The 26288-nt window shown below is 61.5% G+C and carries 23 protein-coding genes; 13 read left to right on the top strand and 10 right to left on the bottom strand.

The annotated features are described in order from the left end of the window. Positions 1–228: 228 nt before the first annotated feature. Both J2Y39_RS12010 and J2Y39_RS12005 read right to left on the bottom strand, forming a co-directional pair. Positions 229–633 carry an META domain-containing protein gene (locus tag J2Y39_RS12010; RefSeq protein ID WP_041479578.1) on the bottom strand — a complete coding sequence of 135 codons (405 nt, stop codon included), beginning with the start codon at positions 631–633 and terminating at the stop codon, positions 229–231. Next, the gene (locus J2Y39_RS12005) at positions 633–1067 is read right to left on the bottom strand and encodes a hypothetical protein (RefSeq protein WP_095181583.1); all 435 of its coding nucleotides are present in this window, start codon (positions 1065–1067) and stop codon (positions 633–635) included. Before J2Y39_RS12005 ends, J2Y39_RS12010 begins: the two co-directional genes overlap by 1 nt. Before the next feature lie 134 nt (positions 1068–1201). On the opposite strand from J2Y39_RS12005, the gene J2Y39_RS12000 reads away from it, so the two are divergent. Beyond that, positions 1202–1660 carry a hypothetical protein gene (locus tag J2Y39_RS12000; protein WP_310217775.1) on the top strand — a complete coding sequence of 153 codons (459 nt, stop codon included), beginning with the start codon at positions 1202–1204 and terminating at the stop codon, positions 1658–1660. Between the two features lie 5 nt (positions 1661–1665). Here J2Y39_RS12000 and J2Y39_RS11995 read toward each other — a convergent pair whose 3' ends face one another. Then, positions 1666–2655: a 2-hydroxyacid dehydrogenase gene (locus J2Y39_RS11995; protein WP_310217772.1), complete on the bottom strand. Its 990-nt coding sequence runs from the start codon at positions 2653–2655 to the stop codon at positions 1666–1668. An 81-nt stretch (positions 2656–2736) separates the two neighbouring features. Beyond that, positions 2737–5490, bottom strand: a complete 2754-nt coding sequence (locus J2Y39_RS11990) for a response regulator (protein WP_071173267.1) — start codon at positions 5488–5490, stop codon at positions 2737–2739. A 206-nt stretch (positions 5491–5696) separates the two neighbouring features. Between J2Y39_RS11990 and J2Y39_RS11985 the strand changes: the two genes are divergently transcribed. From J2Y39_RS11985 to J2Y39_RS11955, 7 genes are all read left to right on the top strand, one after another. Then, positions 5697–6419: a response regulator transcription factor gene (locus J2Y39_RS11985; protein ID WP_256811475.1), complete on the top strand. Its 723-nt coding sequence runs from the start codon at positions 5697–5699 to the stop codon at positions 6417–6419. Continuing rightward, entirely contained in the window at positions 6406–7830 is a 1425-nt protein-coding gene (locus J2Y39_RS11980; protein WP_310217768.1) for a sensor histidine kinase, read from the top strand. Before J2Y39_RS11985 ends, J2Y39_RS11980 begins: the two co-directional genes overlap by 14 nt. Positions 7831–8039: 209 nt before the next feature. Beyond that, positions 8040–8942 (top strand): cysteine synthase CysM, encoded by a 903-nt coding sequence (gene cysM, locus J2Y39_RS11975; RefSeq protein ID WP_041479583.1) that lies wholly within the window; start codon positions 8040–8042, stop codon positions 8940–8942. Further along, positions 8942–10318: a 23S rRNA (uracil(1939)-C(5))-methyltransferase RlmD gene (gene rlmD / locus J2Y39_RS11970; RefSeq protein WP_310217766.1), complete on the top strand. Its 1377-nt coding sequence runs from the start codon at positions 8942–8944 to the stop codon at positions 10316–10318. Before cysM ends, rlmD begins: the two co-directional genes overlap by 1 nt. A 101-nt stretch (positions 10319–10419) precedes the next feature. Then, positions 10420–12663: a GTP diphosphokinase gene (relA, locus tag J2Y39_RS11965; RefSeq protein WP_041479585.1), complete on the top strand. Its 2244-nt coding sequence runs from the start codon at positions 10420–10422 to the stop codon at positions 12661–12663. A gap of 133 nt (positions 12664–12796) precedes the next feature. After that, positions 12797–13630: a nucleoside triphosphate pyrophosphohydrolase gene (mazG, locus tag J2Y39_RS11960; RefSeq protein WP_024013963.1), complete on the top strand. Its 834-nt coding sequence runs from the start codon at positions 12797–12799 to the stop codon at positions 13628–13630. Between the two features lie 26 nt (positions 13631–13656). Further along, the gene (locus J2Y39_RS11955; RefSeq protein WP_016773645.1) at positions 13657–14199 is read left to right on the top strand and encodes a DUF2058 domain-containing protein; all 543 of its coding nucleotides are present in this window, start codon (positions 13657–13659) and stop codon (positions 14197–14199) included. 68 nt (positions 14200–14267) lie between these two features. On the opposite strand, the gene J2Y39_RS11950 is transcribed toward J2Y39_RS11955, so the two are convergent. The 6 genes from J2Y39_RS11950 to J2Y39_RS11925 all read right to left on the bottom strand — a co-directional run bounded on the left by J2Y39_RS11950 (position 14268) and on the right by J2Y39_RS11925 (position 21749). Next, the gene (locus J2Y39_RS11950; protein ID WP_016773646.1) at positions 14268–14456 is read right to left on the bottom strand and encodes a hypothetical protein; all 189 of its coding nucleotides are present in this window, start codon (positions 14454–14456) and stop codon (positions 14268–14270) included. Positions 14457–14843: 387 nt separating this feature from the next. Beyond that, on the bottom strand, positions 14844–16064 hold the full coding sequence (gene fabB, locus J2Y39_RS11945; RefSeq protein WP_016773647.1) for a beta-ketoacyl-ACP synthase I: 1221 nt from the start codon (positions 16062–16064) through the stop codon (positions 14844–14846). Positions 16065–16075: 11 nt separating this feature from the next. Then, complete coding sequence (gene fabA, locus J2Y39_RS11940) at positions 16076–16591, bottom strand: 3-hydroxyacyl-[acyl-carrier-protein] dehydratase FabA (RefSeq protein WP_024013962.1); 516 nt, start codon at positions 16589–16591, stop codon at positions 16076–16078. Between the two features lie 247 nt (positions 16592–16838). Further along, positions 16839–18743: an ATP-binding protein gene (locus tag J2Y39_RS11935; protein ID WP_056788141.1), complete on the bottom strand. Its 1905-nt coding sequence runs from the start codon at positions 18741–18743 to the stop codon at positions 16839–16841. After that, positions 18740–19672 carry a hypothetical protein gene (locus J2Y39_RS11930; protein ID WP_056788143.1) on the bottom strand — a complete coding sequence of 311 codons (933 nt, stop codon included), beginning with the start codon at positions 19670–19672 and terminating at the stop codon, positions 18740–18742. The genes J2Y39_RS11935 and J2Y39_RS11930 overlap by 4 nt, the downstream gene beginning before the upstream one ends. Before the next feature lies 1 nt (position 19673). Next, positions 19674–21749: a TonB-dependent siderophore receptor gene (locus tag J2Y39_RS11925; RefSeq protein WP_052392192.1), complete on the bottom strand. Its 2076-nt coding sequence runs from the start codon at positions 21747–21749 to the stop codon at positions 19674–19676. 245 nt (positions 21750–21994) lie between these two features. On the opposite strand from J2Y39_RS11925, the gene J2Y39_RS11920 reads away from it, so the two are divergent. From J2Y39_RS11920 to J2Y39_RS11900, 5 genes are all read left to right on the top strand, one after another. Then, the gene (locus J2Y39_RS11920; RefSeq protein WP_024013958.1) at positions 21995–23020 is read left to right on the top strand and encodes an NAD(P)H-dependent glycerol-3-phosphate dehydrogenase; all 1026 of its coding nucleotides are present in this window, start codon (positions 21995–21997) and stop codon (positions 23018–23020) included. A 30-nt stretch (positions 23021–23050) separates the two neighbouring features. Further along, positions 23051–23398 carry a DUF4389 domain-containing protein gene (locus tag J2Y39_RS11915; protein WP_041479590.1) on the top strand — a complete coding sequence of 116 codons (348 nt, stop codon included), beginning with the start codon at positions 23051–23053 and terminating at the stop codon, positions 23396–23398. Continuing rightward, positions 23395–23844, top strand: coding sequence for a phosphohistidine phosphatase SixA (gene sixA, locus J2Y39_RS11910; RefSeq protein ID WP_150637596.1), 450 nt, complete (start codon positions 23395–23397; stop codon positions 23842–23844). Before J2Y39_RS11915 ends, sixA begins: the two co-directional genes overlap by 4 nt. A 203-nt stretch (positions 23845–24047) precedes the next feature. Next, positions 24048–25703 carry an AMP-binding protein gene (locus J2Y39_RS11905; RefSeq protein ID WP_252882508.1) on the top strand — a complete coding sequence of 552 codons (1656 nt, stop codon included), beginning with the start codon at positions 24048–24050 and terminating at the stop codon, positions 25701–25703. Positions 25704–25734: 31 nt separating this feature from the next. Further along, on the top strand, positions 25735–26178 hold the full coding sequence (locus J2Y39_RS11900) for a hotdog fold thioesterase (protein ID WP_016773655.1): 444 nt from the start codon (positions 25735–25737) through the stop codon (positions 26176–26178). Positions 26179–26288 lie beyond the last annotated feature (110 nt).

The following is a 26288-nucleotide window of genomic DNA, read 5'->3' as shown; positions in this document are numbered from 1 at the left end:
GCCCCTCACCCCAGCCCTCTCCCGGGGGGAGAGGGGGCCGACCGAGGTGTCTTTCGTCGTACATCGACCTGAGACACCGAGTTGATTATGGTCCCGTCAGACAGAATCCAGTCGATTATGGATTCGGCGAAGAATTACCACGTCGACATAACTCTTCAATATCCCCCAATCAGTCCCCTCTCCCTCTGGGAGAGGGCTAGGGTGAGGGCCTTGGCGATCCAGGGCGGATCAACCCTCTTCCAGCCACCAGCGCAACGGTTTGCCTTCAGCCGGCCAGAAGCGTATCTGCTCGATTGGCGAAATGTCCCAGCGCTCGACTTTTTCCAGCGCCTGCAAGAAGCGTTGTTCCTGCTCCATCAGCGCCGGGGCGCAGAGCTTGCGGGTCTTGCCGATCTTGCCGAAGCTCAGCTTGTCGCCGTCCTGCGTGTACGGCGCGAACCAATGATTACAGCCGCCGTTGCCGTAGGCGCGGCCGTCATCGCCGAGGGTCACGGTCAAATGGCTGTAATCCATCAGTGGCCGCTCGCCGATCCATTCCAGAATGTAGCTGCGGTTGTGCTGCAGTTGTACCGGCTCTGCGGCGCAACCAGCCAGGCCGACACCGATCAGTGCGGTCAGGGCGAGGCGTTTCATCATGCAGGCTCCTGGCATTTCGGGCACAGGTGCTTGTCGCCAGCGGTTTTCCAGCCGAGCTCGGCGATGCGCGCAGTGGCGGCGGGTTTCTCGGCGGTTTTGCCGAGTTTGGCATCCACGGCGAATTCGAAACTCAGCTCTTTCGCGCAGCTGTCGCAGTTGACCTGCCAGGTGTGAATGGCCAGTTCGCCAAACACCGGGCCTGTGGTCATTGCGGTCCATTGGCCTGGCGGATTGATCAAGTGGCGGACCGTGTCGACGGTCAGGCGCATGGACAAATCCTTGCTGCCTTTGAGGGTGACCAACAGGGCATCGCCGATGCGGATCGAGCCACCGTTACCGGTCACCTGATAGCGGCCCGGAACGAGGGCGCGGCATTCGGTGAGGGTGTGTTGCGGGTTCATCAGGGTGTAGCGGAAATCGTGTTCGACCATGGGTCCTCCAAATATGCGCGACATGCTAGCACGGGCTCGATTGCAGAATGATGCACGCGTGCGACCTTCGATCCGGTTCAAATGCGCCGACAGTCATGGCACACTGCCGGCCCCCGAATCTGAAGGAACGGAACATGGCGCTGATCGAATGTTATGAATGCAAGCGGAGCATCAGCTCCGAAGCGCTGGTGTGCATTCACTGCGGCGCGCCGATGGCCGAGCACGCCGCCATGCAGGCGCAATCGACGGCGGCACCGGTGCAAGCCGCGACGATTTCCTTCGGCAGCCTGCCACGCAACAACGCAGTGCCCGAGGCGGTTGTGCCGCCAGTGTCCGAGCCTTTACCCAAAGTGATGCCGGCAGCGGCGGGGCGTCGCCGTCGTCAGCAGGCTGCGGAACAGGCGCGCCAGGAACAACAACCGCTCAACGCCGATGGCAGTCGCCCGGTGGAGGGCTGGCTGAAAATCATGGTGTTTCTGTTGCCAGCGTTTTTCGTCTGGTTCCTGCTGCGCAACGGCCATTCGAGCAAGCAGCGCCTGCTCGGGTTCGGCTGGCTGGGCTTGCTGATCCTGGCGTCTTCGCTGTCCAAGTAAGCGCTTCAACCCTCGACCTGGTTCTGCGGCGCACCTGCCGCCCAGATCGCGATGTTGTGCAGGGTGGTCGCGGCAATCGCGCCCAATGCTTCGCGGGTCAGAAACGCCTGATGCGCGGTGATGATCACGTTGGGAAACGTCAGCAGACGCGCCAGCACATCGTCCTGCAACGGCAGGTCGGAGCGATCCTCGAAAAACAGCTGCGCCTCTTCCTCGTAAACATCCAGCCCCAGATACCCGAGTTGACCGTCCTTCAGCGCGTCGATCAGCGCCGGCGTGTCCACCAGCCCGCCACGCCCGGTGTTGATCAGCATCGCCCCCGCCTGCATGTGCGCCAGTGAGTCGCGATTGATCAGGTGCTTGCTCTGCTCGTTGAGCGGGCAATGCAGGCTGATGATCCGCGACTGCGCGAGCAACTCCGGCAGGCTCAGATAACGTGCGCCCAAGGCCAGCACCTCGGGATTGGGATACGGATCGTAGGCCAGCAATTCACAGCCGAAGCCGTGCATGATTTTCGCGAAGGTCGCACCAATTTGCCCGGTGCCGACGATGCCGACGGTTTTGCCGACCAGATCGAAACCGGTCAGGCCATGCAGGCTGAAATCGCCTTCGCGGGTGCGGTTGTAGGCACGGTGCAAGCGACGATTGAGGGCGAGGATCAGCGCCACCGCATGTTCGGCCACGGCATGCGGCGAGTAGGCCGGCACACGCACGACGGCCAGGCCGAGGCGTTTCGCCGCCGGCAGGTCGACATGGTTGTAACCGGCCGAACGCAGGGCAATCAGCCGCGTACCGCCAGCAGCGAGGCGTTCGAGCACCGGGGCGCTGAGGTCGTCATTGATGAACGCGCAGACCACCTCGTGCTGCTCGGCCAACGCCGCCGTATCGAGGCTCAGTCGCGCCGCTTGAAAATACAATTCGAGCCCGGCCGGGCAGTCGGCGCCGAGAAAGCTGTCGCGATCGTAGGTCTGACTGCTGAAAAAGATTGTGCGCATGAATCCTCCTGGAACATCGACGCGGGCCGCAATGGCCCGCGACAACTGTAGCGCTTTGCGCGTGCAGCGCCTTGCCGTGGATCAGGCGCTGATGCGCGCCTGCGCCGCGAGTCGATTGATCGAGCGCTCCAGTTCATCCAGCGCGGCGGCGGCTTTCGGATCGTCCTGCTTGAGCAGGGTTTCGCTGCGCTGGCAGGCGGCGCGCAGTTGTGGCACGCCGCAATAACGGGTGGCGCCATGCAAGCGGTGCACGCGTTCGAGCAGGGCATTCTGGTCGTGGCTGTCACGCGCGGCGCGTATCGCTTCGCGGTCGGCTTCCAGCGAGGCCAGCAGCATGGCGAGCATGTCCGCCGCCAGATCCGCCTTACCGGCCGCCAGACGCAAGCCTTCTTCGTGATCGAGCACTGGCAGTTCCTGCTGACTCGCCGTGCTGTCGCCGCTGCGATCCGGTGCCTGATTGCGCAGGGCCAGTCCGGTCCACTTCAACACCACCTGCGCCAGTTGCCGCTCGCTGATCGGTTTGGTCAGGTAGTCGTCCATGCCGCTTTGCAGCAGCGCGCGTTTTTCATTGGCCATGGCGTGGGCAGTGAGGGCGACGATCGGCAGCGGCGTGCAATGCCGCTCGCTTTCCCACTGGCGAATGGTTTCGGTGGTCTGGCGACCGTCCATGCCCGGCATCTGCACGTCCATCAGCACCAGATCGAAAGATTCGCTCTGCACGGCTTTGACGGCCGCGTAACCGCTTTCGACCGCGAGCACCCGGGCGCCCATGTCTTCGAGCAGGGTCTGCACCAGCAACAGATTGGCCGGGTTGTCGTCGACACACAGCACGCGCGGCGCACGGCTGGACAGCGGCTCGCCCGGTTCGCTGCGGGTCTGGCGCGGATTGACCAGATCGGACAACGCCCGGCGCAGCTTGCGCGTACACGCCGGTTTGGCTTGCAGCTGGCTGTGCGGGTTGGGCACCGACAGATGAAACAGCGTCTGTTCGGTGGTCGGGCACAGCACCAAAACTTTGCAGCCCAGGTGTTCGAGGTCCCAGATGTGCTGGTTCAAGCGTTCCGGGAGCATGTCGTTGCTGGTGATGCCGATCACCGCCAGATCGATCGCCTGATCGGTCTGATGCGCGCCGGTAACGCCATTGCTCAGGCTCTCCAAAGTATTGAACGGCGTAACTTGCAGTCCGCAGTCTTCCAGCTGATGTTGCAAGGCCTGACGCGCCAGTTCGTGATTTTCCAGTACCGCCACGCGGCGTCCGAGTAATGGCGCAGCGGGCAGGTCTTCGGCGTCGTCGCGAGTCTTGGGCAGGCTCAGGCTGATCCAGAATTCCGAACCTTCGCCCGGCGTGCTGTCGACGCCGATCTCGCCGCCCATCTGCTCGATCAGGCGCTTGGAAATCACCAGCCCCAGGCCGGTGCCGCCGGGTTGGCGCGACAGCGAATTGTCGGCCTGACTGAAAGCCTGAAACAGCGCGCGCACATCCTGATTCGACAGGCCGATGCCGGTGTCCTGAATGCTGATGCGCAGTTGCACGCTGTCTTCGTGTTCGTCTTCGAGCATCGCCCGGGCGACGATGGTGCCTTCGCGGGTGAACTTGATCGCGTTGCTGACCAGATTGGTGAGGATCTGCTTCAGGCGCAGCGGATCGCCGACCAGCGACAGCGGCGTGTCGCGATAGACCAGACTGACCAGCTCAAGCTGCTTGGCGTGCGCGGCCGGGGCGAGAATGGTCAGGGTGTCTTGCAGCAGGTCGCGCAGGTTGAACGGAATGTGATCGAGCACCAGTTTGCCGGCCTCGATCTTCGAGAAATCGAGAATCTCGTTGATGATCCCCAGCAGACTGTCGGCAGACTTTTCGATGGTGCCGAGATAGTCGAGCTGGCGCGGGGTCAGTTCGCTTTTCTGCAACAAGTGAGTGAAGCCCAGAATGCCGTTGAGCGGGGTGCGGATCTCGTGGCTCATGTTGGCAAGGAATTCGGATTTGATCCGGCTGGCTTCCAGCGCCTCTTTGCGCGCCAGGTCCAGTTCGATGTTCTGGATCTCGATGGTTTCCAGATTCTGCCGCACGTCTTCGGTGGCCTGATCGACGCTGTGCTGCAACTCTTCGCGGGCGTTCTGCAGGGTGCCGGCCATGCGGTTGATACCCGAGGCCAATTCGTCCAGTTCCTGACTGCCGAGGGGCGGCAAGCGGGTTTCCAGATGACCGTCCTTGAGTTGGGCGACCGCCTGTTTGATCTGGCTCAGCGGACGGTTGATGGTGCGGCCCATGCGCAACGCGAGGAGGGCGGCGCCGGCAAGTCCGGCGGCGATCAGCAGCAGGCTGGCGAACAGGCTGCGATAACCGCGCAACAGCATGCCGTTGTGCGACAGCTCCAGCTCGACCCAGCCGAGCAGGCGTTCGGATTCTTCGGGAATGATTTCACCGGCGAGGTTGCGGTGCTTGCCGAACACCGGCATCAGGTAGCGCGTCGCGTCATTGCCGCTGCGTCGTTGCAACAGCGCGCTGTCGCCGCTTGGTGCCTGATTGAGCATGGTCGGGCCGGCGTGGGCCAGTGGCGAGCGGTCCGCCGCGAGGAAGGTCACCGCGCGCACGTCGGGTTGTTCAAGGGACTGGGTGGCGATGCGTTCGAGCAGATCGGCGTCGCCGTGACCCATCGCCGGCGCCACCAGCGGCGCCAGTTGCTCGGCGATCATTTCGCCGCGCTGCATCAATTGGCTGTGCAGGTCGGTCTGCTGCGTCCAGGTGAAATAGCCACCCAGCACCAGCGCCATCAGGCTGGTCGGCAACAAGGTCAGCAACAGCACGCGACCTTTGATTCCCAGTTTCTTGAGCACGCCTATCTCCCGCATCCCGCTGATCTGTTGACACATGCGTGCATCCGGCACGCGACATGGGCGCAGTGTAGCGATTTGCAGGCGGGCAATCTTGCGGAAAATGCAGCGCCGCCCACGCACTCGTTCGTCCGACAGGCCAAGCTTGTGTTGCCCGCTGTCGGACAATCTTGAATAATCCGCCAACTGAGAATTACTTGCAGATACTCATGACTCCTGTTTCCGTTGGCCAGCCACGCATCCTTTCCATTGAAGACGACCCGGTCCTCGGCGCGTATGTGCACGAGCATCTGGGCCGCAGCGGTTTTCAGGTGACCTGGTGCCAGAACGGCCAGGAAGGTCTGAACATCGCCCAGTGCCAGCCTTTCGACGTGGTGCTGATGGATATTCTGCTGCCGGGGCTCGATGGTCTGCAGTTGTTGACGCAATTGCGGCAGAGCCATTCGACGCCGGTGTTACTGATGTCGGCGCTGGGTGCCGAGGCCGACCGCATCAGCGGTTTCCGCCTCGGTGCCGATGACTATCTGCCCAAGCCGTTCAGCATGGCCGAGTTGCATGTGCGCATCGAAGCGATCCTGCGTCGGGTGGCGCTGGATCGGCGCCCGCCTGCGGTTACCGCTGCGGTGGTCAGCGGCACCCTGCGTTTCGATGACGAACACTGCGACGTGTTCTTCGGCGAGCAAGCGGCCGGGTTGACCCGCAGCGAATTCCGTCTGCTGGAAACCCTGCACCGCAACAACGAGGAGGTGCTGAGCAAAGCCTTCCTTTATCAGCATGTCCTGCAACGCGGCTTTGCGGCGCATGACCGCAGCCTCGACATGCACATCAGCCAGATCCGTCGCAAACTCAAAGCCATCGGTTACACCGAGCGTGAAGTGCGCACGGTGTGGGGCAAGGGCTATGTCTTGAGTGGCGCCGATGAAACTGTCTGAGCTGCCGGGGCGGCATTCGCTGTTCTGGAAACTGGCGTGCCTGCTGGTGGCGTTCTGTCTGCTGATGATCTGGTTGAGCTGGTCGTGGGGCCGCTACATGGAGGAGCGCAATCAGTTCCTCTCCAGTGACGCGCGCAACACCCTCGGCCGTTATGCCGCGCAAGCCGAACAGGCGTGGCAGCGCGGCGGGCGCAATGGCGTCGATGACTGGTTGCAGAGCATGGAATTGCGCGAGGCCAGTTGGGTCGGGGTGATCGGCGCTGATTTGCAGTCGCTGAGCAGCCAGCCGTTGAACGCCGCGGAGGTGCAGCACCTTACCTTTTTGCGCGGCCTCGACTGGCCGATCCACAAGAAGGGCCGACCTTGGCTGCGGGTACCGTTCCCGCAGGATCCGGCCGCCGGCATTCTGGTCATCGAGTTGCCCGAGCGCTTTGTTCCGGGCAAGTACCGGGTGTTCTGGCGGGTGATCACCAACGGCGTGATTCCCGGGCTGTTCACCCTGTTGCTCTGTGTCGGCCTGTATCGCCTGCTGGTGGTGCCGCTGAACAACCTGCGCGAACAGGCCAACGCCTGGCGCGCCGATCAGTTGAACGTGCGCCTGTCGAGCGGCATCACCCAGCGCCCGGATGAACTCGGTGAGCTGGCGCGGGCCTTCGATTCCATGTCCGAGCGCCTGCAAAGCACAGTCGCCTTGCAGCAGCAGTTATTGCGCGACTTGTCCCACGAACTGCGCACGCCGCTGAGCCGTCTGCGTGTGGCCAGCGAAAGCGAACAAGGTCTGCCGCAGGTACGCGAGCGCATCGGCCGCGAGGTCGACGGCATGCAGCGGCTGGTCGAAGACACCCTGCAACTGGCCTGGCTCGACACCGACCGCTCGCCGTTACCAAATGAAGCGATCCAGATTCAGGCACTGTGGGAAATGCTCACCGACAACGCCTGTTATGAAAGCGGCTGGCCGAGCCTGCAATTGCAATGCTCGGTCGAAGCTTCGTGTTGGGTGCGCGGCAACCTCAATACCCTCGCGCAAGCGCTGGAAAACATCCTGCGCAACGCCATTCGTCACTCGCCCGAGGGCGGCATTGTGCGGCTCGATGGACGGCGCGATGGCGAGTATTGGCATTTGTGGCTGGAGGATGAGGGCGGCGGCGTGGCTGACGAAGATCTGCAGCGGATCTTTTCGCCGTTCATTCGATTGGACGGATCGAGACCCGGGGATGGTGGCTTTGGCCTGGGCTTGAGCATTGCGCGTAATGCGGTGCAGCGCCAGGGCGGGTTGCTCTGGGCGGAAAATACCGGGGCTGGGCTGCGGTTGAATTTGCGCTTGTTGGCGGATGATGGTGTCGCCCATGCGGACGCCTTCGCGAGCAGGCTCGCTCCCACAATGGCTGTGCATTCACCGCAGATCGCATAAGCAAAATTCATCCCCTGTGGGAGCGAGCCTGCTCGCGAATTCAAGCATCACCACAAGAACTGAGTGTTACTCAAATAAAAGTCGCACCACTGGCGCGACTTTTATTTGCTTATTCCCATAAACCATAAGCACCGCACTTTGCGTGATATGGCCTGCGCGGGTTTGCCGGTATGATAGGCGCCCCCGCACGTCTGGATTGCGAATACGCCATGACCCTGCAGTACCCAACCATCGCCGATTGCGTCGGCAACACGCCGCTGGTGCGTTTGCAGCGCCTGCCCGGCGCCACCAGCAACACCCTTTTGCTCAAGCTCGAAGGGAACAACCCGGCGGGTTCGGTCAAGGACCGCCCGGCGTTGTCGATGATCACTCGCGCCGAGTTGCGCGGGCAGATCAATCCCGGCGATACGCTGATCGAGGCGACCTCCGGCAACACCGGCATCGCGCTGGCGATGGCCGCTGCGATCAAGGGTTACAAGATGATCCTGATCATGCCGGACAACTCCAGCGCCGAGCGCAAAGCGGCGATGACCGCTTACGGTGCCGAGCTTATCCTGGTGACTCAGGAAGAGGGTATGGAAGGCGCCCGCGATCTGGCCCAGCGTATGGAAGCCGAAGGCCGTGGCAAGGTGCTCGACCAGTTCGCCAATGGCGACAACCCGGAAGCGCACTACACCACCACCGGTCCGGAAATCTGGCGTCAGACCCAGGGCAGCATCACCCATTTCGTCAGTTCGATGGGCACCACCGGGACCATCATGGGCGTGTCGCGCTACCTCAAAGAACAGAGCGACAGCGTACAGATCGTCGGCCTGCAACCGATGGAAGGCTCGGCCATTCCCGGCATCCGCCGCTGGCCGCAGGAATACCTGCCGAAGATTTACCAGGCTGACCGCGTCGATCGCATCGTCGATATGGCGCAAAGCGAAGCCGAAGACGTGACCCGGCGCCTGGCCCGCGAAGAAGGCATCTTCTGCGGCGTGTCCTCGGGCGGTGCGGTGGCAGCGATGCTGCGCCTGTCCAGAGAAGTTGAAAACGCGGTGATCGTTGCGATCATCTGCGACCGTGGCGACCGTTATCTGTCGACCGGCATTTTCGACGCGCCGAACTGATGGCCAAGCACGAACGAGGCCTGCGCTTCCAGCCCACCGGCGGCAGCAAGGCGCCACAGATCCCGACCGGTAAAAAGCAGCGCTTGAGTATCGAGCGCCTGGCCAATGACGGTCGCGGCATCGCGTTTTTCGAAGGCAAAACCTGGTTCGTCCTCGGCGCCCTTGCCGGTGAAGAGGTCGAAGCACGGGTGCTCGGCGCCCACGGCAAAGTGGTCGAGGCGCGTACCGAGCGCGTGTTCACGGCCAGCGAAGTGCGGCGCCCGGCAGCATGCCCACACTTCGGCCGCTGTGGCGGTTGCAGCGTTCAGCACTTGCCCCACGACGAACAGCTCGCCCTGAAACAGCGCATGCTCGCCGAGCAATTGTCGCGGGTGGCCGGTGTCGAACCTGAAGAGTGGGCGGCGCCGCTGAGCGGCCCGGAATTCGGCTACCGTCGGCGCGCGCGCATCGCCGTGCGCTGGGACATGAAGGCAAAAAAACTCGAAGTGGGTTTCCGCGCTGCCGGCAGTCAGGACATCGTCGCGATCAGCGAATGCCCGGTGCTGGTACAGCCCTTGCAACCGATCATGACCCGCTTGCCAGAGATGCTGCGGCGCTTGAGCAAACCGCAGGCGCTGGGCCATGTCGAGTTGTTCAGCGGCTCATCTCTGGCGCTATTGCTGCGGCACATGGCGCCGTTGTCCGAAGCGGATCTGACCATTCTCAAGGATTTCTGCCAGTTCCATGAAGCGCAGTTGTGGCTGCATGGCGAAGGTGAACCGCAACCGGTCGAAGCCGGTCAGAGCCTCGGCTATCGCCTGGAACAGTGGGATCTCGAGCTGGCTTATCGGCCGGGCGACTTCGTTCAGGTCAACGCCGGGGTCAACGAAGCGATGATCGCTCAGGCGCTGGACTGGCTTAAACCGACGGCTGAAGAACGCGTGCTCGACCTGTTTTGCGGTCTGGGAAATTTTGCGCTACCGCTGGCCAAAAGCGTCCGTGAAGTGGTGGCGGTGGAGGGTGTGCAGACCATGGTCGAGCGTGCCGCTGCGAATGCCATCAGTAACAATTTGCATAACACAAAGTTTTTTCAAGCCGATTTATCCCAGCCTTTGAGCGATGCCCAATGGATCGGAAATGGCTTTTCTGCGGTACTCTTGGACCCACCGCGTGACGGTGCTTTCGAGGTGGTGCGCAAGCTCGCGACCCTGGGTGCCAAACGGTTGGTATATGTGTCGTGCAATCCGGCCACGCTGGCGCGCGACACGCAGGAATTGATCAAGCAGGGCTACCGGTTAAAACGTGCCGGGATTCTCGATATGTTTCCTCAGACGGCACATGTCGAGGCCATGGCGTTATTTGAAGCGAGCCAGGACGGCTCGTCTGAATCCGTCTGATCTGTCCGCGCAGCGCTCGCCTGAGCCCCGCGAGCGCGAACGGACACTGAGGATCAGCGATTTGACGCATTGAATCTGCGTCGTAGGGAAGGTAAAGCAGCATGGTACAGGTGAGAGCACACCAGCCGATCAACACCGACGGCAGTATCAATCTCGAGGCCTGGCTCGATCACGCGGTCAGTGTCGATCTGGCACTGGATCGCGAGGCCTTGAAAGAAGCCTGCGAGTTCGCTCGCGAGGCCGAACAGCAGTCCAATGCGAAGAAGAATCTGTGGGCCGAAGGCTCCGGCAGTTTCAGCACTGGCCTTGAGATCGCCGAGATCCTCGCCGACCTCAAGCTCGACCAGGATTCGCTGGTCGCAGCCGTTTTGTATCGCGGCGTGCGCGAAGGCCAGATCGAGCTGGCGGCCATCGGCCAGCGCTTCGGTCCGGTGGTGGCCAAGCTGATCGACGGCGTGCAGCGCATGGCGGCCATCAGCGCCAGTCTCAGCCCACGGCAATCGATGGTCATGGGCACCCAAGGGCAGGTCGAAAACCTGCGCAAGATGCTCGTGGCGATGGTCGATGACGTGCGCGTTGCGCTGATCAAACTGGCCGAACGCACCTGCGCCATCCGTGCGGTGAAAACCGCCGACGATGAAAAGCGCAACCGCGTCGCTCGCGAAGTCTTCGACATCTATGCGCCACTGGCGCATCGCCTCGGCATCGGTCACATCAAATGGGAACTGGAGGACTTGTCCTTCCGTTATCTGGAACCCGATCAATACAAACAGATCGCCAAGTTGCTCCACGAGCGGCGGCTGGACCGCGAGCGCTTCATCAGCGATGTGATGACCCAGCTCAAGGACGAACTGCAGGCCACTGGTGTCGATGCCGACATCAGCGGCCGGGCGAAACACATCTACTCGATCTGGCGCAAAATGCAGCGCAAGGGTCTGGAATTCAGCCAGATCTACGACGTTCGCGCCGTGCGCGTGCTGGTGCCGGAAATGCGCGACTGCTACACCGCGCTCGGTATCGTCCACACCCTGTGGCGGCACATCCCGAAAGAATTCGACGACTACATCGCCAACCCGAAAGAGAACGGCTACCGCTCGCTCCACACGGCGGTGATCGGCCCGGAAGGCAAGGTCCTCGAGGTGCAGATCCGCACCCACTCCATGCACGAAGAAGCCGAACTTGGCGTCTGCGCGCACTGGCGCTACAAGGGCACCGACGTCAAATCCGGCTCGAACCATTACGAAGAGAAAATCTCCTGGCTGCGTCAGGTGCTCGAATGGCACGAAGAATTGGGTGACATCGGCGGTCTGGCCGAGCAGCTGCGCGTCGATATCGAGCCCGATCGGGTGTACATCTTCACTCCAGACGGGCACGCCATCGACTTGCCGAAAGGCGCAACGCCGCTGGATTTCGCCTATCGCGTGCACACCGAAATCGGCCACAACTGCCGGGGCGCGAAGATCAACGGCCGTATCGTGCCGCTGAACTACAGCCTGCAGACCGGCGAGCAGGTCGAGATCATCACCAGCAAGCACGGCACGCCAAGCCGCGACTGGCTGAACCCGAACCTCGGTTACGTCACCACCTCGCGCGCGCGGGCGAAGATCGTTCACTGGTTCAAATTGCAGGCTCGCGATCAGAACGTTGCGGCCGGTAAAACCCTGATCGAGCGCGAACTCAATCGCCTCGGCCTGCCGGCGGTGGATTTCGACAAGCTGGCCGAAAAGGCCAACATGAAAACCGCCGAAGACATGTTCGCCGCCCTCGGTGCCGGTGACCTGCGTCAGGCGCATCTGGTCAACCTCGCGCAGCAACTGGTCGAACCGGAGCGCGGCAACGAACAGTTGGAACTGATCCCGCGCAAGGCGACCGGTTACAAGCCGGGCAAGCGCGGCGATATCCAGATCCAGGGCGTCGGCAACCTGATGACGCAAATGGCCGGTTGCTGCCAGCCACTGCCGGGCGATGCGATTGTCGGTTACATCACCCAGGGCCGTGGTGTGAGCATTCACCGCCAGGACTGCGCCTCGGTGCTGCAGCTGGGCGGGCGCGAGCCGGAGCGGATCATCCAGGTCAGCTGGGGGCCGGTGCCGGTGCTCACCTATCCGGTGGACATCATCATCCGCGCCTACGACCGTTCCGGGCTGCTGCGTGACGTCTCGCAGGTGCTGCTCAACGAGCGCATCAACGTGCTGGCGGTCAACACCCGCTCGAACAAGGAAGACAACACCGCGCTGATGTCGCTGACCATCGAGATCCCCGGTCTGGATGCGCTGGGGCGGCTGCTGGGGCGGATTTCGCAATTGCCGAACATCATCGAAACGCGGCGTAACCGTACCCCGTGATGCAATTGATTGTTCCCTGTGGGAGCGAGCCTGCTCGCGAAGAGGGCGTGTCAGTCGACATCTTTGTTGCAGACACAGCGCTTTCGCGAGCAGGCTCGCTCCCACAATGGTTTTGTGGTGAGACAGAAAAATGATGTACAGCCTCGAAGACCTGCTCCACTTGATGAGCCGTCTGCGCGATCCGCAGTTCGGTTGTCCGTGGGACATCAAGCAAACCTACGCGACCATCGTCCCGCACACCCTCGAAGAAGCCTATGAAGTGGCCGATGCCATCGAGCGTGGCGATCTCGATCACTTGCAGGGCGAGTTGGGCGATCTGTTGTTTCAGGTGGTGTATTACAGCCAGTTGGCCAAGGAAGAAGGGCGGTTCGAATTCGCCGGGGTGATCGACAGCATCACGCGTAAACTGATCCGTCGTCATCCGCATGTGTTCCCGACGGGCGATCTGTACGCGCCGCTCGACGTGCCGCGCTTGAGCGAAGAACAGGTCAAGCAGCGCTGGGAAGAGATCAAGGCCGAAGAGCGTGCCGAGAAAGCCTCGGCGCCCGAGCAGTTGTCCTTGCTCGACGACGTGCCGGCCACCTTGCCGGCACTGTCGCGCTCAGCCAAGTTGCAAAAACGCGCCGGGCAGGTCGGTTTCGACTGGCCGGACGCTTTGCCGGTGCTCGACAAGGTTCGCGAAGAGCTCGATGAAGTGCTCGAAGCCATGTCCGAAAACGATCCGGTGGCGGTGGCCGACGAGATCGGCGATCTGCTGTTTTCCGTGGTCAATCTGGCCCGGCATCTGAAGGTCGATCCGGAAACCGCCTTGCGCGGCGCCAACGGCAAGTTTGAAAGACGTTTCCGTTTTATCGAACAGGCATTGCGCGACACCCACCGTCCCATGGAAGATTGCACCCTCGAAGAGTTGGACGCCCTGTGGGGCGAAGCCAAACGCCAGGAAAAGAATGAGCCCAGCTGCGGCTGAGCCGTTGCCCAAGTGAGTAAGCATTGATGAGCCTTTCCCTTCGCGACCAGTTGCTCAAAGCAGGCCTGGTCAACCAAAAGCAGGCCAAGCAGGTCAGCAAAGACAAGCAGAAGCAACAGCGCCTGGCCCACAAAGGCCAGGCCGAGCTGGACGATTCGCAGCAGCGCGCCGCCCAGGAAGCCATGGCCGAGAAGGTCAAGCGCGACCAGGAACTGAACCGTCAGCAGCAGGAGAAGGCCGAGGCCAAGGCCCGCGCTGCGCAGGTCAAGCAGTTGATCGAAGTCTCGCGTCTGCCCAAGCTGACCACCGAGGACTACTACAACTTCGTCGACGACAAGAAGGTCAAGCGCATATCGGTCAACACGCTGATGCGCAACAAGCTCAGCAGCGGTTCGCTGGCGATCGTGCACCACAACGGCGGCTACGAAGTGATCCCCCGTGAAGCTGCGCTGAAGATCCAGGAGCGCGACCCGCAGCGCATCGTCCAGCTCAACGTGCAGACTGAAGAGGTCAACGCTGAGGACGATCCGTACGCGGCGTACCAGATCCCTGACGATCTGATGTGGTAAATCCACGGCTGTAACAACGACGAACCCCGCTCATGGCGGGGTTTGTCGTTTTCAAATGCTGTGTTGTTTCAGGCGGACTTCAGTTCTCTTTGCTGTTCCTGCACTTCCAGTTCAGCCTTGTAGTTGTGGGCATCGATCTCGTTGTGAAACATACCGACCAGCAAGTCTTGTTGATGCACATCCCAGATACGGATGCCGGCGGCCAGGCCTTCGTGGGACATGTGTGAATCGTCGCGTTCAGTTACTTTTACAGTCATCTGCTAGCTCCAGATCTCAAGTTACTGCACCAAGGCGTGTGCAGGACTCTGTTATAGGATTTGTTAGTCAGCTAAGTAAACTGCCAATTGGCGCAAGGTGTTGTTGCGAATTTCGCAACAAAGCTGCAGGCCGCGTAAACCGCGACATTCGGTCGCAGGGTAGTAAGTTTCATGACAGAAGTTTCATCTCCAGAACACCCTGAAACCCTGTGGGAGCTGGCTTGCCAGCGATGACGTCGGCACAGCAAACATCTCCGTTGCCTGACACTCCGCTATCGCTGGCAAGCCAGCTCCCACAGAGATCAGCGGTGTCCTAGCTAATTTTCAGGCAAAAAAAACGCCCCGAACCAGTCGGGGCGTTTTCAGGTGTGGCTCAGCAGCGGGGAATTACTTGCCTTCCCAGCGCTTCAGTACCAGCGTGGCGTTGGTGCCGCCGAAGCCGAAGCTGTTGCTCATCACGGTGTTGATGGTGGCGTTCTCGCGGGTCTTGGTCAGCACCGGCAGATCGGCCACTTCCGGGTCGAGCTCGTCGATGTTGGCGGAGCCGGCGATGAAGTTGCCTTCCATCATCAGCATGCAGTAGATCGCTTCGTGCACGCCGGCGGCGCCCAGGGAGTGACCGGACAGGCTCTTGGTCGAGCTGATCGCTGGAGCCTTGTCGCCGAACACTTCACGCACACCTTTCATTTCCGCAACGTCGCCGACCGGAGTCGAAGTGCCGTGGGTGTTCAGGTAGTCGATCGGGGTGTCGACGGTGGACAGCGCCTGCTGCATGCAGCGGATCGCGCCTTCGCCGCTTGGGGCAACCATGTCGTAGCCGTCGGACGTTGCGCCGTAGCCAACGATCTCGGCGTAGATCTTCGCGCCACGGGCCAGAGCGTGTTCCAGCTCTTCGACGACAACCATGCCGCCGCCGCCAGCGATGACGAAACCGTCGCGGTCCTTGTCGTAGGCGCGGGAAGCTTGTTCCGGGGTGTCGTTGCGCTTGCTGGACAGGGCGCCCATCGCGTCGAACAGGAACGACTGGCTCCAGTGCTCTTCTTCACCGCCACCGGCGAAGACGATGTCCTGCTTGCCCATCTGGATCTGTTCCATGGCGGTACCGATGCAGTGAGCACTGGTGGCGCAGGCAGAAGCGATGGAGTAGTTCAGGCCCTTGATCTTGAATGGCGTGGCCAGGCAAGCGGAAACGGTGCTGCTCATGGTCCGCGTTACACGGTATGGGCCAACGCGCTTCACGCCTTTCTCGCGGAGGATGTCCAGCGCTTCCATCTGGTTCAGCGTGGAAGCACCACCGGAACCAGCGATCAGGCCGGTGCGCGGGTTGGACACCTGCTCTTCGGTCAGGCCGGAGTCAGTGATGGCGTCTTTCATGGCCAGATAGGCGTAAGCCGCTGCATGACCGACGAAGCGATAGATCTTGCGATCGATCAGCTCTTCAAGGTTGAGGTCGATGGAGCCGGAAACCTGGCTACGCAGACCCATTTCAGCATATTCCGGGTTGAACCGGATGCCAGGGCGGCTTGCACGCAGGTTAGCGGAGACGGTCTCTTTGTCATTGCCCAGGCACGAAACGATGCCCAGACCAGTGATAACGACGCGGCGCATGCGAATAACCCTTAGAAGTTGTCAGTGGAGGTGAACACGCCGACGCGCAGGCCTTCGGCGGTGTAGATTTCGCGTCCGTCGACACTGACCGAACCATCGGCGATGGCCATGTTCAGCTTGCCCTTGAGGACGCGTTTGATATGAATGTTGTAAGTGACTTTCTTGGCGGTCGGCAGCACCTGACCGAAGAATTTCACCTCGCCCGAACCCAGCGCACGGCCGCGGCCCGGCAGGCCTTGCCAGCCCAGGAAAAAGCCGACCAGTTGCCACATGGCATCCAGACCCAGGCAGCCCGGCATTACCGGATCGCCTTCGAAATGGCAGGCGAAGAACCACAGGTCAGGGTTGATATCCAGCTCGGCGACCAATTCACCTTTGCCGTACTTGCCGCCTTCTTCGCTGATATGGGTGATGCGATCCACCATCAGCATGTTCGGGGCGGGCAGTTGCGCGTTACCTGGGCCGAACAGCTCACCGCGACTGCAGCGCAGCAGGTCTTCCCGAGTAAAGGCGTTTTGTTTGGTCATGCGAGCTCCTCAATAATCCCATGCGGCAGGTGGGGCAGATCTTCCCGACCGTTCAAGGCATTCATGCCTCGAACCGGCAGCCTACTCATAGACTATTGCGTTGTGGTGAAAGTCACAGCACCAAGGACATGAATGTACACTTGTGCACTGAAATTTTTAATCAAGCCCCTTTTGGGGCTCGTTCGGGTGCCTAAGACTGCCGCACTTTCGCTTTTCACGCCAGTCGCAGATGGTCGAAAGGCCCACACTACGACACCCAGCGCTGCAAAATCTGCTGCAGGTCATTGCGTTTGAACGGCTTGGCCAGGTAATCGTTCATCCCCGCTGCCAGACAGGTTTCGCGATCGCCCTGCAAGGCGTTGGCGGTCAGCGCGATGATCGGCACATCGCGGCGTCCGGGCAGGTCGCGGATCTGCCGTGTGGCCTCGTAGCCGTCGATGATCGGCAGCCGGCAGTCCATCAAAATCACTTCGAACTCGCTGCCCTCGGCACTGCGCACCGCCTGCGCGCCATCGGTCGCCACACTGACGGCAAAACCCAGACTGCGCAGCATCGCTTCGATCACGGTCTGGTTGACCGGGTTGTCTTCGACCAGCAACACATGGCGTCCTTCGCCCTGACCACTGCCGTTCGGCGCTCGCGGCGCGGCCAGCGCTGGCATTGCCTGCTTATATAGCGCCAATGGAATTTCCAGAGTGAATACCGAACCGCGTCCTTCCTCACTCTGCGCGCGCAACGTACCGCCCATGCGTTCGGCCAGGGTCCGTGCGATCGGCAGACCAAGACCGGTGCCACCGTAACGACGGGAGATCGAACTGTCGGCCTGCTGGAAGGCATTGAACATCAGCTCCAGACTTTCCGAAGAAATGCCGATGCCGCTGTCACGCACCGAGCAGGTGAACCACAGCAGTTCATGATCCAGCGATTGCCATTGCGCCTCTATGCTGACCCGGCCCTGCTCGGTGAACTTCAAGGCATTGCCAACCAGGTTGACCAGAATCTGCCGGATCCGCGTCGGATCGCCCTGCACCTGCAAGCCGCGCATGTCGTCGGGAATGCGCAGATTCAGTGCCAGGCCACGCTGCACCGCGCTGTGCTGGAACGATTGCGCGCAGGCGCCGATCAGCTCGGCGAGATTGAACGGGATGTGCTCCAGCTCCAGCTCCGAACGCTCGATTCGCGAGAAGTCGAGAATGTCATTGATGACCTTGAGCAAGTGCTCGGTCGACTCCGAAGCAAGCGCGGCGTATTCGACCTGCTCCTCGGTCATCTCGGTGGTTTCAAGCAACTGCAACATGCCCAGCACGCCGTTCATGGGCGTGCGCAGTTCATGGCTCATCATCGCCAGAAAATCCGATTTGGCGTTGTTGGCCTTTTCCGCCTCCTCGCGGGTCTGGATCAGTTGCGCCATCGCTTGCTGCTGTTCGCGACTGGCCTGCTCCAGCGCTTGGGCGAGGTTATTGATGTGCTGCGACAGCGCACCCAATTCAGTGTCATCTACAATCGGCAGCGGGGTTTTGTAATCGCCTTCCTGAATCGCCTTGACCGCATCGCCAATGTCACGGATCGGCTGCGACAGACTGCCGGCCAAACGACGGGCGACGACGAAGGTGAAGAGCAGGGCGAACAGCGCGAGAATCCCGGCCTTGAACAGGATCTCCTGCTGGCGCTGACTGAAAGCGTCATTGGACAGCCCGACGATCACTCGCCCGAGATAATCCTCGCCGGCGGCGCTGTTGCTGACCTTGCCGTCCTGGAAAAAATCGTTGTGCAAGGCGATCCGTTGCAGACGCACCGGGGCCTGGAACACTTCGACCTGATGCGGGCGACTGTGGCTGTCGGCCGGTTGTTCGACATACACCAGAATCCGGTTGGCGCTGTCCTGCACTTCGAGAAAGCGCACGTTGGGCGTGGCGAGTGTCGCCTTGAGCAGGCTTTCCAGCACTTCGTTGTTGCCGGAGATCACTCCGTATTCCGTGGCAGGCGCCAGTTGGTTGGCAATCAACTGGCCAGTGTGGTTCAGCTCCTGACGCAAATCCTGAATGCGCACGAAGGTAAAGAAACTGATCAACAGCAACGTCAGCAGCAGCGCCGGGCCGAGGCTGATCAGCTGCGTGCGGGTGTTGATGTCCCAACGGCGGCGGAAATTCATGGGCGGCGCTCTCCTTCGGCCAAGGCACTGGCGACAGATGCTTCATTCAGCGGTTCGATGCCTAAGGAACGAGCCACCTGCGCATTACTTGAGACTTTGAAACGAGCGGGGTAAAGCGTTCGCGGCCATGCGCTGGTGGGCTGATCGAGTAAATGATCGAGAATCGCCAGCCAGTCGCTCTGGTCGCTGTAGGTACTGGCGAGGCTGCCAGCGCGAACGAATGCAATGTTGGGGCCGATCAGCGCAACCTGCCGCGAGTAGCTGCTGAGCAAAAGGTTTTTCGCCGTTTGCGAGTTGTACAGATCGGGGTCATCGAGGCCGAGCAAGACGTCGCTGCTTTTCAGCACCGCTTGCAGCGGACGGCTGTCGTGAATGTTGTCCCAGCGCTGACTGACAATCTCCAGGTTCAATGGCCGCGCAGCCACGCGCAATTCGTCGAGCAGGAACTCGCCGTGTTCATCGAACAGCACACCGACCCGCCGGGCCTGCGGCAAGATCCGCCGGATCAGTTGCAATTGCCGGCTCAGCGGTGGGTCGCTCCAGAGCAGACTCAGGCGCGCCGGTTGGGCATCGGCGAAACGCTGGCGCGCCTGCAAGCGGCTGATGCGCAACACCAGCGTCGATGGGCCTTGTGAGTCTTGCAGGCGCCAGTCGAGGCTGGGCAGGTCGAGCAGAATCAAGCGCAGACTGGCCGGTAATTTGCCCGGTGCCGGCAAACTGGCCAGCGGCTGAAACCGCACATTGTCGGTCGGGCGCAGTTCACTCAGTGCTTGTACGAAAGCCTGCACGCCGGGGCTTTCCTCGGCGCCGGTCAACAAAATATCCGCCGCTTGCACCGCGACCCCGTGCAGCCACGCGGTCAAGAACAGGCAGAGCCCCGCCAGCCAGTGGCCAAGGGTTGGCGTCTTCCGTGACGGGCCGTTGCGCATCCTAGAACTCCAGCTCGGCACTGAAATACATTACCCGGCGTTCATCGTAATTATTGTCGACGAAGGTATTCGGCTGATGATCGAGGCGCTGTTGCAGCACGCCGGCCAATTGCAGCTGAGCTTTGCCAATGGCGATGCGTTTGGCGATGCGCGTGTCGACGCGTTCGAAGCGATAGCCGTTGAGCGCGTTGTCACCGTAATAGAAGAGGGCGCTGTTCCAGCCATGCCCCCAGTTGCGCAGCCAACCGGCGGAACCGCTGTTGCGCGAGGTCAACTGCTGATCCAGCGGATTGCTCGCCTCGGCGTCGACGAAGGCGTAGGTCAAACGCAAACGGTCGGCGCTATTGAGGCGCCAGTCGAGTTGCGTTTCGGTGCCGCGAAAGCGCGAGCTGTTGGCATTGCTGGCGATGTACTGATTGTTGCGCAGCGGCTCGCTGATCATCCCAGTGATTTCGTCGTAGAACAGCTTCACGTCGACCGCCAGTCCGAGTTCAGCGAAGTAGCCGTTGTAGCCCAATTCCCGCGAGCGCATGTGTTCCTGATCGAGATCGCCGGGGCCGCGGGTCTTGACGAAATAACGCGCCGACGACTGGCCATAGGCCGAGGGTCGCAGGTTGCTGACCTGATAGCTCCAGTTGACGTTGTTTTCGAACATGTCCGGCGAACGGATTGCCTCCGAGTACACCGCGCGCAGGCCGTGACGCGGGTTGATCAGGTAGTTGACCGCGAAGCGCGGGGTCAGCGAACTGCCGATCAGTTGCGTGTCTTCGAACATCGCACCGCCCTGCACCAGCCAGTGCTCGGTAGCGCGCCATTCCAGTTGGCCGAAGGCGCGCCAGGTGGTGTCGTCGAGGGTGCCGTTGAAGTAGGTTTCGGAATCGGCGCGGTCGTAGCGGTAATTCAGGCCGCTGACCAGACGCAGGCTGTCTGCCAGGCTGAGGGTGTCCTGCAGTTCGAGGTCGTAACGCGACTCGCGGGCGCTCTGGTCGATATCGCCGCACAAGGTCTGGCTGGCGCCGTTGCGCCATTGCTCGAGCACTTGATTGGCCAGCGCCATTTCCTGCGGCGTGCCGGGCGCAGCGCCGGGGCCGGTGAACTGAGTGATGTTGCGCGCCAGCCGTTCGGTGTAATTCGGGTTGAGCTGCCACAGCTGCGTCAGTTCAGGGCTGAACGACACTTCGGCATCGCAGGCGCGCCAGACCTGCTGGCGATCCCAGTGCTGCGCCGAACCTTGCACATAGAGGCTGTGTTCGGGATTGATGTCGAGGTTCCAGCGCACCGAACCGGCGTAATCCTTGGCCACCACGTCGGAATTGTTCCCGGCGTCGGTAATCCCAGAGAACACCGGGCGGTAGGTATAAGGCCGCTGATTGCTGCCGTCTTTGGCGTTGAGCTGCCAGTCGAGGCTTTGATCTTCATTGAGATCATGGCTGACCGCCAAGCTCAGACGGTTCAAGCGCCGACTGTCGCGATAATCGGCGCCGTTACGGTCGCTGTCGAAACCGTCATCTTCCTGGCCGGACAGCGACAGGCGCAGATCGCCGCCATCCCAACCGGTGCCCTGACTGGCATAAAAGTCGTTGATGCCACGCTGGCCGCGAGTGATCTTCAAACGCGTGCCATGGCTGTCGGCCGGGTGGCGAGTGATGATGTTGATCACTGCCATCAACGCATTGGCGCCGTAGCTGACGGTGTTCGGACCGCGAAACACCTCGATCCGGTCAATGTCTTCCATCGCTACCGGGATATCGCTCCAGTCCACCGTCGCCAGCCCGGCGCGATACACCGAACGGCCATCGATCAACACCTGCATGCGCCGCGCTTCGCTGGCGTTGGTGCCGTGGTAATTCACCGCTGGCTGATTGCCGTTGATGCTGCCAACCATCATCCCCGGTACCAGTCGCAGCAATTCGCTGATGTCGCGGGCGCCGCTGGCGCTGATCAATTCGCTGTCGAGAACGGTCATGCTCCCCGGTACTTCGGCCGGGGTCTGCTTCAGGCGCGTGGCCGTAAGCACCGGCGGCAGCGTCTGGCTGTCGACGAACAGATCGTCCGCCAGCACCAGCGGGCTGAACATCAGCGCGAGTAACAGGGGCGAGCGCGGGGAAGGAGGGCCAGAAAACACGACACAGCCTGCAGAGAGAAGAATTGGCGCGCATGTTAACCGAGGGCTGCGACTTTTCCAGTGACGTTGCAGGCATTTTCCTAGGTTTTATTGGTCTTCTTCCTACAAATGTCGGTAATTGTTGCTGGGGCTGGCCGCCACCGGGTCGCCCCGTATAATGCCCGGCATCGCCACTGGTATGGATTAACGGATTGCATATGACTGAACAGCGCCCGATTGCGGTCCTGGGAGGCGGAAGTTTTGGTACCGCCGTGGCCAATCTGCTGGCCGAGAACGGCCATCAAGTCCTTCAGTGGATGCGTGACCCCGAGCAGGCCGAGGCCATCCGGGTCAACCGCGAAAACCCGCGTTACCTCAAAGGCATCAAGATTCTCCCGGGGGTGACCGCTGTCACCGACCTGCAGGCCACTCTCGATGCCTGCGATCTGTGCTTTGTCGCGCTGCCATCCAGCGCCTTGCGCACGGTACTCGCCGCCCACGCCGAGCGCCTGAGCGGCAAGATGCTGGTCAGCCTGACCAAAGGCATCGAAGCGCAGACCTTCAAGCTGATGAGCCAGATTCTCGAAGAGATCGCCCCGCAGGCGCGGATCGGCGTGTTGTCCGGGCCGAACCTGGCGCGGGAAATCGCCGAGCACGCGCTGACCGCCACGGTGGTCGCCAGCGAAGACGAAGAACTGTGCAAAGCGGTGCAAGCCGCCCTGCACGGGCGCACCTTCCGCGTTTACGCCAGCGCCGACCGTTTCGGTGTCGAGCTGGGCGGTGCGTTGAAAAACGTTTACGCGATCATCGCCGGCATGGCGGTGGCGCTGGAGATGGGCGAGAACACCAAGAGCATGCTGATCACTCGCGCCTTGGCGGAGATGACCCGCTTCGCCGTGAATCAGGGCGCCAACCCGATGACCTTCCTTGGTCTGGCCGGGGTTGGCGATCTGATCGTCACCTGTTCATCGCCCAAGAGCCGCAACTACCAGGTCGGCTTCGCCCTCGGTCAGGGCTTGAGCCTTGACGAAGCGGTGTCGCGTCTCGGCGAGGTCGCCGAAGGGGTCAACACCCTCAAGGTGCTCAAGGCCAAGTCCCAGGAAGTCGGCGTGTACATGCCGCTGGTCGCCGGGCTGCACGCGATCCTGTTCGAAGGACGCACGCTGGAGCAGGTGATCGGTCTACTGATGCGTGCCGAGCCGAAAACCGACGTCGACTTTATTTCCACCAGCGGTTTCAACTGATTCAGCTGTTACACGGACAGGAAGCAAGCCATGAGCGATCCGAAAAGCGAAACCCAGTACGAATCCATCCTCCTGCGGGTGTTGTGGATGATCGTTTATCTGCTGGTCTGGCAAGTCGCGCAATTCATCCTCGGCGCGGTGGTATTGGTGCAACTGATCTACCGCCTGATCTACGGCGCACCGAGCGCCAGCCTGATGAATTTCGGCGACAGCCTCAGCCAGTTCCTCGCGCAGATCGGCCGCTTCGGCACGTTTCACAGTGACCAGAAGCCCTGGCCGTTCGCCGACTGGCCGGCGCCGCGCACCCCGGAAGGTGAAGCGCCGCACACCGTCGCCCCGGCCGCGCATCCGGTGCGCGATGAGGAGCCCAAACTATGAAACTGTGGGTATTGCGTCATGGTGAGGCGGTGCCTCACTCGAAGATCGATTCCGAGCGCGAGTTGACCGAGCATGGTCGTAAAGAAGTCCTGAGCAGCGCCGCGCATCTCATGGGCCAGCCGCTGACGGCGATTTACGCCAGCCCTTATCTGCGCGCGCAGCAAACCGCGCAGATCGTGCGCGACGCATTGGGTTTCGAGCCGGAGATTCGCACGGTCGAGTGGCTGACGCCGGATAGCGATCCGGACAAGGTCGCCGAGCAATTGGTGTCCGTCAGTAATGTTTTGCTGGTCAGCCACAACCCGTTGGTGGGCAACCTGCTCAGCTATCTGCAGCACGGCGCCGGACATCCGCCGGAGCGGGTGAGTACGGCGGGGCTGGCGGAGCTTGAGCACAGCGAGCTGCTGATTGGCTCGATGAAGCTCAACAGCCTCAAGCACCCTTAACGCCATATCCCTGTGGGAGCGAGCCTGCTCGCGAAGGCGGCGTGTCATTCACCCTTTTTGGGGCTGACATACTGCATTCGCGAGCAGGCTCGCTCCCACATTGATTTCTGCCAACCCATGAAATTATTTGTTTGAAAATTCCAACCAAGCACTTGCTTGGTTGACTACGCTTGCTCCAGACCAAAAAAACAGGAGCGAGTCGCATGTCTGCCGCCTTCCGTTTGCCGCTGGACGTGTTCTACGAACGGGAAGCCCGGCACCCGCGCCAGCGCTTTCTTGTGCAGCCCATCGGCGGCGGTCAGGTCGAGACGCTGACGTGGGCCGATGTCGGCCATCAGGCCCGCTGCGCGGCGCACTGGTTACGGGCGCGGGAGTTGCCGCCCGGCAGCCATATCGCCCTGATCTCGAAGAACTGCGCGCACTGGATCATCGCCGACCTGGCGATCTGGATGGCCGGGCATGTGTCCGTGCCGCTGTACCCCAATCTCACCGCCGAGTCCGTGGCGCAGGTGCTGACTCACTCGGAAAGTGCGCTGGCGTTCATCGGCAAACTGGATGACTGGGCGGGCATGTCGCAAGGCGTGCCGGCGGGCCTGCCGACCATCAGCCTGCCGCTGCATCCGCCAGGCGAGTTCGATTACAGCTGGGCGGACCTGCAGAGCTGTTCGCCAATCCAGGACGATCCACGTCCCGCCGCCGAGCAATTGGCGACGATCATTTACACCTCCGGCACCACCGGCCTGCCCAAAGGCGTGATGCACAGTTTCGCCAATCTTGGCTTCGCCACCAGTCGCGGCACGCAGCTGTTCGGGCTCAACGAGAACGATCGGCTGCTGTCATATCTGCCGCTGTGCCACGTTGCCGAGCGCATGTTTGTCGAATTGGCCTCGATCTATACCGGACAGACAGTGTTCTTCGCCGAAAGCCTCGAGACTTTCATCACCGATCTGCAGCGCGCGCGGCCGACGGCAATGTTTGGCGTGCCGCGTATCTGGACCAAATTCCAGATGGGTGTGTACAGCAAGATCCCGGCGCAGCGTCTGGATTTCCTTCTCGGGCTGCCCTTCATTGGCAAGCGGGTCGGCCACAAAGTGCTGGCCGGGCTCGGCCTGGATGCCTTGCGCGTGGCGTTGTCCGGTGCCGCGCCGGTACCGCAGACCTTGCTCGCCTGGTATCAGAAACTCGGCCTCGATGTGCTGGAGGTGTACGGCATGACCGAGGGCTGCGGCTATTCGCATATCTGTCTGCCGGGGCGATACAAACAGGGCTGGATCGGCCAGCCGTGCCCGGAAGTCGAGGTGCGCATCGATGAGTCCGGCGAGGTGCAGGTGCGCAGCCAGGCCAACATGCTCGGCTATTTCAAGGAACCGCAGAAAACCGCCGAGACGCTGACCGCAGACGGCTTTCTGCGTACCGGCGACAAGGGCGAGCAGGACAGCGAAGGGCGCCTGCGCCTGACCGGGCGACTCAAGGAAATCTTCAAGACCAGCAAGGGCAAATACGTCGCGCCGGCGCCGATCGAAAACCGTCTGGCCGTGCATTCACGCATCGAGCAAGTATGCGTGGTGGGCGATGGCCTGAGTGCACCGCTGGGGTTGTGCGTGCTGTCGGCGGTCAATCAGCAAGAGCCTCGTGCCAGCCTGCACGCCAGCCTGGAAAAATTGCTGGAGGAGGTCAACGCCGCCCTCGACAAGCACGAACGCCTGCACCGACTGGTAGTGGTCAAGGACAGTTGGGCGGTGGACAACGGCTTCCTCACGCCGACCCTGAAAATCAAACGCAACGTCATCGAGGACCGCTACGGCGCACGCTTCGAAGAATGGAGCGCGCGCAGCGAGGCGGTGCTGTGGCAGGATTGAGCATCGATTACAACAACAAAGGAAGTCTGCGATGAGCTTGTGGCGTACTACTCCCGACATCGAACAGTTGAACGCAATCCAGAAGAACACCATTGGCGAAGTGCTGGATATTCGCTTCGAAGCCTTCGACGAACAGTCGCTGACCGCGAGCATGGTCATCGACCATCGCACCCACCAGCCTTACGGTCTGCTGCATGGCGGTGCATCGGTGGTGCTGGCGGAAACCGTGGGTTCGATGGCCAGTTATCTGTGCATCGATGCCAGTAAATTCTATTGCGTCGGCCTGGAGATCAACGCCAACCATTTGCGCGGGTTGCGTAGCGGAAGGGTGACGGCGGTGGCGACGCCAATTCATATCGGCCGCACCACGCATGTCTGGGACATCCGTTTGACCAGCGACGAAGGCAAGGCCAGTTGCGTATCGCGCCTGACCATGGCAGTGGTGCCGCTGGGGGAACAGCCGCCGCTGCGTTGACAGGTTGTAGATCAAAAGATCGCAGCCTTCGGTGTTGTGGTCTTTTGCTTGCGAAGCGTCTCCACCACCATTTCTGGCAGTTATGGTCATTGCTGCGGCGCCGGCTCTTG

The sequence above is a fragment of the Pseudomonas sp. 2957 genome (assembly GCF_031456345.1).
GTDB classification, from domain to species: Bacteria; Pseudomonadota; Gammaproteobacteria; order Pseudomonadales; family Pseudomonadaceae; genus Aquipseudomonas; species Aquipseudomonas siliginis.
The sequence above is the reverse complement of the archived record's forward strand: the minus strand, read 5'-3'. Positions and strand labels throughout refer to the sequence as shown.